General features: G+C 61.7%; 6 protein-coding genes. All 6 read right to left on the bottom strand.

Annotation, left to right across the window (positions count from 1 at the left end):
- Positions 1-50 precede the first annotated feature (50 nt).
- A complete protein-coding gene (locus ACODTD_RS14800; protein ID WP_007909438.1) occupies positions 51-1,469 on the bottom strand; it encodes an FAD-dependent oxidoreductase in 1,419 nt (472 codons plus the stop codon).
- A gap of 33 nt (positions 1,470-1,502) precedes the next feature.
- A complete protein-coding gene (gltB, locus tag ACODTD_RS14795; RefSeq protein ID WP_201817100.1) occupies positions 1,503-5,948 on the bottom strand; it encodes a glutamate synthase large subunit in 4,446 nt (1,481 codons plus the stop codon).
- Between the two features lie 353 nt (positions 5,949-6,301).
- Entirely contained in the window at positions 6,302-7,903 is a 1,602-nt protein-coding gene (locus tag ACODTD_RS14790) for an AAA family ATPase (RefSeq protein ID WP_011332083.1), read from the bottom strand.
- A gap of 10 nt (positions 7,904-7,913) precedes the next feature.
- Complete coding sequence (gene aroB / locus ACODTD_RS14785; RefSeq protein ID WP_201817093.1) at positions 7,914-9,014, bottom strand: 3-dehydroquinate synthase; 1,101 nt, start codon at positions 9,012-9,014, stop codon at positions 7,914-7,916.
- Between the two features lie 152 nt (positions 9,015-9,166).
- On the bottom strand, positions 9,167-9,685 hold the full coding sequence (gene aroK, locus ACODTD_RS14780; protein ID WP_011332081.1) for a shikimate kinase AroK: 519 nt from the start codon (positions 9,683-9,685) through the stop codon (positions 9,167-9,169).
- 4 nt (positions 9,686-9,689) lie between these two features.
- Positions 9,690-11,768, bottom strand: a complete 2,079-nt coding sequence (locus tag ACODTD_RS14775) for a type IV pilus secretin PilQ (RefSeq protein WP_201817092.1) — start codon at positions 11,766-11,768, stop codon at positions 9,690-9,692.
- Positions 11,769-11,774: the final 6 nt, after the last annotated feature.

Raw genomic sequence — 11,774 nt, 5'->3', positions numbered from 1 at the left:
AGCTGGCAAGCCAGCTCCCACAGGTATTGCGGTGCAGTTTCGAACCGGGTTTAGACGCCCAGGTAATCCAGGATCCCTTCAGCCGCATTGCGGCCTTCGAAGATCGCCGTCACCACCAGGTCGGAACCGCGCACCATGTCGCCACCGGCGAAGATTTTCGGGTTGCTGGTCTGGTGCTTGTACTGACCTTGCTCAGGCGCAACGACACGGCCCTGGCTGTCGGTCTGGATCTCGAACTGCTCGAACCACGGCGCCGGGCTTGGACGGAAACCGAAAGCGATGACCACGGCGTCAGCCGGGATGATCTCTTCGGAGCCCGGGATCGGCTCGGGGCTGCGACGGCCACGGGCGTCCGGTTCGCCGAGACGGGTCTCGACCACTTTCACGCCTTCGACCTTGTCCTCGCCAACGATGGCGATCGGCTGGCGGTTGTAGAGGAATTTCACGCCTTCTTCCTTGGCGTTCTTCACCTCTTTGCGCGAGCCGGGCATGTTCGCTTCGTCACGGCGATAGGCGCAGGTCACCGACTTGGCACCCTGGCGGATCGACGTGCGGTTGCAGTCCATCGCCGTGTCGCCGCCACCCAGCACCACGACCTTCTTGCCTTTCATGTCGACGAAATCTTCCGGCGACTTTTCAAAGCCCAGGTTGCGATTGACGTTGGCGATCAGGAAGTCCAGCGCGTCATAGACGCCCGGCAGGTCCTCACCGGCAAAACCGCCTTTCATGTAGGTGTAGGTGCCCATGCCCATGAACACGGCATCGTATTCGGCGAGCAGTTGCTCCATGGTCACGTCCTTGCCGACCTCGGTGTTGAGGCGGAACTCGATGCCCATGCCGGTGAAGACTTCGCGGCGATTGCTCAGTACGGTCTTCTCAAGCTTGAACTCGGGGATGCCGAAGGTCAGCAGACCGCCGATTTCCGGGTTCTTGTCGAACACCACCGGCGTCACGCCACCACGCACCAGCACGTCGGCACAACCCAGACCCGCCGGGCCTGCGCCGATGATCGCGACACGCTTGCCGGTCGGTTTGACCTTGGACATGTCCGGGCGCCAGCCCATGGCGAACGCGGTGTCGGTGATGTACTTCTCGACCGAACCGATGGTCACCGCACCGAAGCCGTCGTTGAGGGTGCAGGCACCCTCGCACAGACGATCCTGCGGACACACCCGACCGCAGACTTCCGGCAGGGTGTTGGTCTGGTGCGACAGCTCGGCGGCCTGGAGGATGTTGCCCTCGGCCACCAGCTTCAGCCAGTTCGGAATGAAGTTGTGCACCGGGCACTTCCATTCGCAATACGGGTTGCCGCAACCCAGACAGCGGTGAGCCTGGTCGGCCGACTGCTGGGGTTTGAACGGTTCGTAGATTTCCACGAACTCTTTCTTGCGTTGACGCAACAGTTTCTTCTTCGGATCCTTGCGCCCGACATCGATGAACTGGAAGTCGTTATTCAGACGTTCAGCCATTGTTAAAACCTCATCAAACTCTTCAGGCGCATATCACTGCGGGTTGGCACGGGTGCTGGAAAGCAACGACTTCAGGTTGGCAGCCTTCGGCTTGACCAGCCAGAAACGACGCAGGTAGTCATCGAGGTTCTCGGCGAGCTCACGACCCCACTCGCTGTCGGTTTCCGCGACGTACTCGTTCAGCACGTTCTGCAGGTGGCTGCGGTAGGCTTCCATCGCCTCGCCGCTGATCCGCTGGATTTCCACCAGTTCGTGGTTGACCCGGTCAACGAAGGTGTTGTCCTGGTCGAGCACGTAGGCGAAACCGCCGGTCATGCCAGAGCCGAAGTTGTAACCGGTCTTGCCCAGAACGCAGACAAAACCACCGGTCATGTACTCACAGCAGTGATCGCCAGTGCCTTCCACAACCGTGTGGGCACCGGAGTTGCGCACGGCAAAACGCTCGCCTGCGGTGCCGGCGGCGAACAGCTTGCCGCCCGTGGCGCCGTACAGGCAGGTGTTGCCGATGATGGCGCTTTCCTGAGTCTTATAAACGCTGCCCTTCGGCGGCACGATGGTCAGCTTGCCACCGGTCATGCCTTTGCCGACGTAGTCGTTGGCGTCGCCTTCCAGGTACATGTTCAGACCGCCGGCGTTCCACACGCCGAAGCTCTGACCTGCGGTGCCCTTGAAGCGGAAGGTGATCGGCGCTTTCGCCATGCCCTGGTTGCCGTGCTTGCGCGCGATTTCGCCGGAGATCCGTGCGCCGATCGAACGGTCGCAGTTACAGATATCCAGATCGAACTCGGCGCCGCTGAGGTCGTTGATCGCCGACGTCGCCATCTCGACCATTTTCTCGGCCAGCAGGCCCTGGTCGAAGGGCGGGTTGCGCTCGACGCCGCAGAACTGAGGCTTGTCCGCCGGGATGTGATCGCTGCCCAGCAGCGGAGTCAGATCCAGGTGATGCTGCTTGGCGGTCTGGCCTTCGAGGACTTCCAGCAGATCGGTACGGCCGATCAGCTCTTCGAGGGAGCGCACGCCGAGCTTGGCCAGCCACTCACGGGTTTCTTCGGCGACGTAGGTGAAGAAGTTCACCACCATGTCGACGGTGCCGATGTAGTGATCCTTGCGCAGCTTCTCGTTCTGGGTCGCGACGCCGGTGGCGCAGTTGTTCAGGTGGCAGATACGCAGGTATTTGCAGCCCAGCGCGATCATTGGCGCGGTACCGAAGCCGAAGCTTTCGGCGCCGAGGATCGCAGCCTTGATCACGTCGAGGCCGGTTTTCAGGCCGCCATCGGTCTGTACCCGAACCTTGCCGCGCAGGTCGTTGCCGCGCAGGGTCTGGTGGGTTTCGGCCAGGCCGAGTTCCCACGGAGCGCCAGCGTATTTGATCGAGGTCAGCGGCGAAGCACCGGTGCCACCGTCGTAGCCGGAGATGGTGATCAAGTCGGCATAGGCCTTGGCCACACCGGCGGCGATGGTGCCGACGCCTGCTTCAGCCACGAGTTTCACCGAGACCAGCGCCTTCGGGTTGACCTGTTTCAGGTCAAAGATCAGCTGCGACAAGTCTTCGATCGAATAGATGTCGTGGTGCGGCGGTGGCGAAATCAGGGTCACGCCTGGCACTGCGTAACGCAGTTTGGCGATCAGCCCGTTCACTTTACCGCCCGGCAGTTGCCCGCCCTCGCCCGGCTTGGCGCCCTGTGCGACCTTGATCTGCAACACTTCGGCGTTGACCAGGTATTCCGGGGTCACCCCGAAACGGCCGGTCGCGACCTGCTTGATTTTCGAGCTCTTGATAGTGCCGTAGCGCGCCGGGTCTTCGCCGCCTTCGCCGGAGTTGGAACGCGCACCGAGGCGGTTCATGGCTTCGGCCAGGGCTTCGTGAGCTTCCGGCGACAGGGCGCCCAGCGAGATACCGGCGGAGTCGAAGCGCTTGAGCACCGATTCCAGCGGTTCCACTTCACTGATGTCCAGCGGCGTGTCGAGAGTCTTGACCTTGAACAGGTCGCGGATCATCGACACCGGACGGTTGTCCACCAGCGAGGTGTATTCCTTGAATTTGGCGTAGTCGCCCTGCTGCACGGCGGCTTGCAGGGTGTTGACCACATCCGGGTTGTACGCGTGATATTCGCCACCGTGGACGAACTTCAGCAGACCGCCCTGCTGGATCGGCTTGCGCGGACTCCAGGCTTCGGTGGCCAGTGCTTTCTGCTCGGCTTCGATGTCGACGAAACGCGCCCCTTTGATACGGCTCGGCACGCCACGGAAGCTCAGCTCGCAAACTTCCTCGGACAGGCCGATCGCTTCGAACAACTGAGCACCGCGATACGACGCGATGGTCGAGATGCCCATCTTCGACAGGATCTTCAACAGACCTTTGGTGATGCCTTTGCGGTAGTTCTTGAACACCTCGTAGAGGTCGCCCAGCACTTCACCGGTACGGATCAGGTCACCCAGCACTTCGTACGCCAGGAACGGATAGACCGCCGAGGCGCCGAAACCGATCAGCACCGCGAAATGGTGCGGATCGCGTGCAGTGGCGGTTTCCACCAGGATGTTGGAGTCGCAGCGCAGGCCTTTTTCGGTCAGGCGGTGGTGCACCGCGCCGGTGGCCAGCGAGGCGTGGATCGGCAGTTTGCCCGGAGCGATATGGCGGTCGCTCAGGACGATCTGGGTACGACCGGCACGCACGGCTTCTTCAGCCTGATCGGCGACGTTGCGGATCGCCGCTTCGAGGCCGACGCTTTCGTCGTAATTGAGGTCGATGATCTGCCGCTCGAAACCCGGGCGGTCTAGATTCATCAGCGAGCGCCACTTGGCCGGGGAAATGACCGGCGAGCTGAGGATCACGCGCGAGGCGTGTTCCGGCGACTCCTGGAAGATGTTGCGCTCGGCACCGAGGCAGATCTCCAGCGACATCACGATCGCTTCACGCAGCGGGTCGATCGGCGGGTTGGTCACCTGCGCGAACTGCTGGCGGAAATAGTCGTACGGCGTGCGCACGCGCTGGGACAGCACGGCCATCGGCGTGTCGTCGCCCATCGAGCCGACGGCTTCGTAGCCTTGTTCGCCAAGCGGACGCAGTACCTGATCGCGCTCTTCGAACGTGACCTGATACATCTTCATGTACTGCTTGAGCTGATCGACGTCGTAGAAAGCCGAACCGTGATCGTTGTCTTCCATGGTCGCCTGGATGCGCAGGGCATTCTTGCGCAGCCATTGCTTGTACGGATGACGGGATTTGAGACGGTTGTCGATTGCGTCGGTGTCGAGGATCTGCCCGGTTTCGGTGTCCACGGCGAAGATCTGGCCCGGGCCGACACGGCCCTTGGCGAGCACGTCTTCAGGCTGGTAGTTCCAGACGCCGATTTCCGACGCGAGGGTGATGAAACCGTTCTTGGTGGTGACCCAGCGTGCCGGGCGCAGACCGTTACGGTCGAGCAGGCACACCGCGTAGCGGCCGTCGGTCATGACCACGCCGGCCGGGCCGTCCCACGGCTCCATGTGCATCGAGTTGTACTCGTAGAACGCACGCAGATCCGGGTCCATGGTTTCGACGTTCTGCCACGCTGGCGGAATGATCATCCGCACGCCACGGAACAGGTCGATGCCGCCCGTCACCATCAGTTCGAGCATGTTGTCCATGCTCGATGAGTCGGAACCGACACGGTTGACCAGCGGGCCGAGTTCTTCCAGATCCATCAGATCGTTGGTGAACTTGGTCCGACGGGCCTGCGCCCAGTTGCGGTTGCCGGTGATGGTGTTGATCTCGCCGTTGTGGGCAAGGAAGCGGAATGGCTGAGCCAGCGGCCATTTCGGCAGGGTGTTGGTGGAGAAGCGCTGGTGGAACACGCAGATCGCGGTTTGCAGGCGTTGGTCACCCAGGTCCGGATAGAACGCGGCCAGGTCGGCCGGCATCATCAGGCCTTTATAGATGATGGTCTTGTGGGAAAAGCTGCAGATGTAGTGGTCGGTGTCGGCGGCGTTGGCCACGGACGAACGACGACGGGCGCTGAACAGCTTGACCGCCATGTCCTGATCGCTCAGGCCTTCGCCGCCGATGTACACCTGCTCGATCTGCGGCAGGCGCTCAAGGGCCAGGCGGCCGAGGACGCTGGTGTCGATTGGTACTTTGCGCCAGCCGATCAGTTGCAGGCCTTCGGCCAGGATCTCGCGGTTCATGTTCTCGCGAGCGGCTTCGGCCTTGGCCGGATCCTGATTGAAGAAGACCATGCCCACGGCATATTGCTTGGGCAGCTCGACGCTGAAGGTTTCCTGGGCAATGGCACGCAGGAACGCGTCGGGCTTTTGAATCAGCAGACCGCAACCGTCACCGGTCTTGCCGTCGGCATTAATCCCACCGCGGTGGGTCATGCAGGTCAGGGCCTCAATGGCCGTTTGCAAAAGGGTATGACTGGGCTCGCCCTGCATATGGGCTATCAGGCCGAAACCGCAGTTATCCTTGAATTCATCTGGTTGGTACAGACCTGCTTTCATAGACACTTTCTCACCAGGCTGCCTCTTACCGAGGCAAATTTCTTTTCAATTCAACCACTTGCTTGCCGCGCCGAACGTACGCCGGCTTTGCGGGGGCAAAAGGGTGGTCATTGTACACAGCGACACAGAGGCTCACAAATTTGACGACGAAATGTCGCAAATTCATGTCGCATTTGTGAAAGGTTTAAAGCGATCTGCTGTGCTAGTCAAAAATTTTTTAATTTTGACCGCAACGACTCAAAGACTACTGTGACGCAGACACCACAAGGCACGCGGTCTGTAGAGAAGACGGCGCGCACTTGTAGAGATTTTGAGGTGCTTGGAGAGGCGGCCTGGGTAAGGCCGCCGAATCTTCAGCGAGTTGTTGCCAGTTCCTGTTGGACGCTGGCGACAGTGCGAGGCCAAGGTTTACCAGCCTGAACCTTCGCTGGCAAGGCCTTGATGGCAGAAACGGCTGCATCACGATTGGCGAAGTTGCCGTAGGTGATCACGTAGAGAGGCTTGCCGTTGAGGACTTTCTTGAAATAACGGTACTCGCCGCCCTGCTCCTTGACGAAGTTTTGCGCGGTCGCTTCGGAGCTGGTACCGAGGATCTGCACCACGTAGTTGCTGGTCGGCTGACCGGCGTACCAGCTGCCACCGGCAGCCTTGGCGACGGTGACCGGCTTCTCGGCAGGTTTCGCGGCGGCAACAGGCTTGGCAGGTGCCGGAGCCGGTTTGGCCACTGGAGCGGCCGGAGCAGGCTTGGCGGTCGCGACCTGGGTCGGCGCCGGGGTCGGCTTGGCCGCCGGGACTGGAACCGGAACCGGTGTCGGCGCAGGGCCGGCCTGAACGCCCGCAGGTGGCGCGGTGGTGGTCACGGTCGGTGGCGTGTTGCTGGAACCTTCGACCGGCACGCCGTCGTCGCCTTCAGTGATGCCCCCAGCGGCTTCAGCCAGCGGACCGCGCATTACCGGCTGCGAGTTGCCGACCAATGGCAGCGGCATCGGCTGGGTATTGCCGTTGAATTCGACGGACGGTGCGCCACCCGCTTGCGGCGCACCCTGGCCCAAGGGCAGTTGCGCCTGCTCGTTGGCCGGCGCACCGGTGGTCGGTGCCTTGTTGCGACCCGGCATCAGCCAGGCGGCAGCGACCGCGACCACAACGACGGCGGAGATCGCCAATACGTGTTTCTTCGGCATGTTGAACCCCATACTTGGACGCTTGACCGCAGAGCGGCTGGCAATCATGACTTCGATCAGAGCATCGCGAGCGACCTGGTTGATGTTGCCCGGCCAACCCTCTGAGCTTTCGTGAATATCAGAGATCTGATCCGCGGTGAAAAGTTCGACACCGCGGCCGGCGCCTTCGAGCCGCTGGTCAAGATACTCGCGGGTTTCTTCTTCGGTGTACGGCTGCAGTTCGATGACGTGAAAGCGCTCTTCCTCAAGGTGCAAAGCCTCGAGCTGCGCGATCAGTGACGACTCGCCGAACAGGAACACATGCGGGCGACCTTCCGGCGCGCCGGCGCCCAGCGCCATCAGTGCTTCAAGCGCGGACTCGTCGAGCTGCTCGGCATCATCCACCAGCAGATAGACTTCCTGACCGGTCAGCGCGAGCTGCACGACCTGATCGAGGATCGCCCCGACTTCGGCCTGGGCCACATCCAGCGCCTGGGCAATCTGACGCAGCACACCGGCTGCATCGCCTGCGCCACGGGCGGAAACGACGACGCTCTGCACCGATTGCTTGTTGGTGCTGGCCACCAGCGCCTGACGCAGCAGGGTCTTGCCGCTACCCTGCGGGCCGGTGACCACCAGCAGCAACTGGCTGTAACGCGCCAGATGATGCAGCTGACCCAGCACCGGCTTGCGCTGGGCCGGGAAGAATTTGAAGCCCGGCACCCGCGGCGCGAAAGGGTCGTGACTTAACTGGAAATGGCCGAGGAACGCCTCGTCGGCATGCAAACTAGTCATCGGAATCTTATTAACCTTTAAGCTGAGCCAGAGCGCGGTAATCCGCTCCCAGCGTGGCCTGTAGAACCTCTTTCGGATAATCGTCGGTCACCACCGCTTCGCCCATCCGGCGCAGCAGCACCAGGCGCAAGCGACCGTCGATCACTTTTTTGTCAATTGCCATGTGTTCAAGAAAATCGGCTTCGGTCATCTCTTCCGGCGGGATCACCGGCAGACCGGCACGCTGGAACAGGCGGATGCCGCGATCACGCTCCTGCTCGCTGATCCAGCCCAGGCGCGCGGACATTTCCAGCGCCATCACGGTGCCAGCGGCGACCGCTTCACCATGCAACCAGACACCATAGCCCATGTGGGTTTCGATGGCGTGACCAAAGGTGTGACCGAGATTGAGCGTGGCGCGCACGCCGGTTTCCTTCTCGTCAGCGCCGACCACCGCCGCCTTGGCGGCACAGGAGCGCTCGATGGCATAGGTCAGGGCCGTTTGATCCAGCGCACGCAGGGCGTCGACGTTGTCTTCAAGCCAGGTCAGGAACGGTTCATCGCAGATCAGACCGTACTTGATGACTTCCGCCAGGCCGGCCGACAGCTCACGCGCTGGCAGGGTTTTCAGGGACGCGGTATCGATCAGCACCACGTTCGGCTGATAGAACGCGCCGACCATGTTCTTGCCCAGCGGATGGTTGATCCCGGTCTTGCCGCCCACCGACGAATCGACCTGGGACAGCAGCGTGGTAGGAATCTGGATGAAATCGACGCCGCGCTGGTAGCAGGCGGCCGCGAAACCGGCCATGTCGCCGATCACACCGCCACCGAGGGCGATCACTGTGGTGCGGCGATCATGACGGGCGGTCAGCAGGCCGTCGAAGATCAGTTGCAGGGTTTCCCAGTTCTTGAAGGCTTCGCCGTCGGGCAGCACCACGGAAACCACCGAGAACTGCGCCAGGCTGCGGGTCAGACGCTCGAGATAGAGCGGCGCAACGGTCTCGTTGGAGATGATTGCCACTTGCCGCCCATGGATATGCGGGGCCAGCAGCCCTGGCTGGTCCAGCAGTCCCTCGCCAATGTGAATCGGGTAGCTGCGCTCGCCTAGGTCGACCTTGAGTGTCTGCATGTGTCCCCACAGTGAAGATGGAAGCAGGCGTCCTGCCCTGAATTATTGGTTGTCTGCGGCCTATAGCGGGTATGACGCCGCTCGCTCGCCATCCGCCACAACCTCGGCGGGCTGTAACAGGACGCCGAGGATAGCGCATTTCGAGCGATGCTTTAACGGGGCGGAAGCTGCGCCAGGCGGTCGAGAATATCGAGCACGACCATGCGCGGTGGCCGCTCGTCGGTTTCCACCACCAGATCGGCAATTTCCCGATAGAGCGGATCACGGATCGCCAGCAGGTCGCGCAGAGTTTTCTCCGGATTGGCGGTGCGCAGCAACGGCCGGTTGCGGTCGCGAGAGGTGCGTCCGACCTGCTGCTCGACGGAGGCGTGCAGATACACCACCCGCCCGCCCTCGTGCAGGGCCTTGCGGTTGGCATCGCGCATCACCGCGCCGCCGCCGGTCGCCAGCACCACGCCGTCGAACGCGCACAGCTCGGCGATCATCGCTTGCTCACGGTCACGAAAGCCGGGCTCGCCTTCCTTGTCGAAGATCCACGGGATATTGGCGCCCGTACGCAGTTCAATTTCCTTGTCGGAATCCTTGAACGGCAGGCGCAGCTCTTTGGCCAGTAATCGGCCGATGGTGCTTTTTCCAGCCCCCATCGGTCCTACAAGAATCAAATTTCGCACAGAATCAACGACTCACAGCAATCGCCTGGTTATTCATGATACGCGGAGTGAGAAATACCAGCAGCTCGGATTTTTTCTCCGAAACCACATCACGCCGGAAAAGGCGGCCAAGATACGGCACATCGCCAAGAAATGGCACCTTATCTACGACCTTGCTTTGAGTATTTGAGAAAACGCCCCCGATCACGATGGTCTCGCCGTCGTTCACCAGCACCTTGGCATTGACCTCGTTCTTCTTGATCGGCGGTACATCCTGCACTTTGTTCAGGTAGTCCGGTTCGTCCTTGGTGACCTTGACCTCCATGATGATGCGGTTGTCCGGGGTGATCTGCGGCGTCACTTCCAGCGACAGCGACGCCTCCTTGAAGGACACCGACGTAGCACCGCTGGAGCTGGCTTCCTGATACGGAATCTCGGTGCCCTTGAGGATCTTCGCGGTTTCCTTGTCGGACGTGACCACCTTGGGCTGCGAGACGATTTCGCCATTGCCGGTCTTCTCCATCGCGGTCAGCTCAAGGTCGAGCAAGACGTTGTCGGTGATGAACGCGATGCCGATCCCGGAGGTGTTGTTGACCGTGCCCATGTCGACGAACGGCGAGTTGGTGCTGGTGCTGCCCGGCGTGCCGATGGTGGTCGAGGAACCGTTGCTGACCCCGGACGTGTTCCAGTTGCCCTTGTTCTGGATCGAGCCGCCCCAGCGCACGCCCAGGCTCTTGTCGTAGTCGACGTTGGCCTCGACGATCCGCGCCTCGATCATCACCTGACGCACCGGAATATCCAGCTGCGCCACGATCCGCCGCAGTTCATCGAGCCGATCCTGGGTCTGATAGGCAATGATGTTGTTGGTCCGCTCATCGACGGTGATCGAACCCCGTTCGTCGACCTTGGCCTCGGCACTGGTGACCGACTGGAACAGCTTGGCGATGTCCGCAGCCTTGGCGTAGTTCACTTGCAGCAGCTCGCGGCGCAGCGGTGCCAGCTCGGCGATCTGTTTTTGCGATTCCAGTTCCTGCCGTTCGCGGGCGGCGATTTCATCCGCCGGCGCCACCAGCAACACATTGCCGACCTTGCGCTTGTCCAGCCCCTTGGTCTTGAGCACCAGATCCAGCGCCTGATCCCACGGCACGTTTTGCAGGCGCAAGGTGATCCCGCCCTGTACCGTATCGCTGGCTACCAGATTGAGGTTGGTGAAGTCGGCGATCAGTTGCAGCACCGAACGCACATCGATGTCCTGGAAGTTGAGAGAGAGCTTTTCGCCGTTATAGCTGTTGCGGTCGGCGTTGCGCTTTTGCAGGTCATCGACGGTCAACGGCCGGATACTGACGGTCAGCTTGTTGTCGGTCTGGTAGGTGGAATAGTCGAACGTACCGCTGGGTTCGACGGTGATCGTCGCCCGATCACCGCTGACACCGGCATTGACGAACTGCACCGGGGTGGCGAAATCCTTGACGTCGAGGCGCACCCGCAGCGGTTCGGGCAATTGGGTACGCGTGAAGTTGAGGATGATCTTGCCGTCGTGTTCCTGGATGTCCGGAGCGATAGCCGGGTCGGACAAGTCGATGACCACATTGCCCTCACCCGCCGTGCCACGCTGGAAATCCACGCCGCGAATGGCCCTGGCGGTCGGCGTATACGTGCGGACCGGCGCTGCCGCAGGTGCCGCACGCGGTGCACGAGCCGCCGTACGCGGGGCAGCGGCTTTGCTGCCCTGCCCGACCACCACAAACACCGTATTGCCTTCGACCCGGGTGTCGTACGGCGCCAGTTGCGTCAGGCTGATGATCAGCCGCGTCCGGTTATTGGCCTCGACCACCGTGGCCGTGCGGGCATTGCCACTGCCCAGGTCACGGGTCTTGCTCGCCAGCTGACTGGCGACACCCGGCAGATCGAGGGCGATCCGCGCCGGCGAATCGGTGGTGTAGCCTTTGGGCTGCGGAGGCGGGCCGTCGAACGACAGCTTCAACTCGACCCGGTCGCCCGGCAGTGCCGCGACGTCCAGCGCCTTCAGATTGGCTGCCTGTACCATCGGCGAAAGCAGCGCTATCCATAGCGAGAAACCGAGGGTGGAGAAAATCCTGTTCATTGTTCG

The sequence above is a fragment of the Pseudomonas sp. FG35 genome (genome assembly GCF_057809295.1).
The sequence above is the reverse complement of the archived record's forward strand: the minus strand, read 5'-3'. Positions and strand labels throughout refer to the sequence as shown.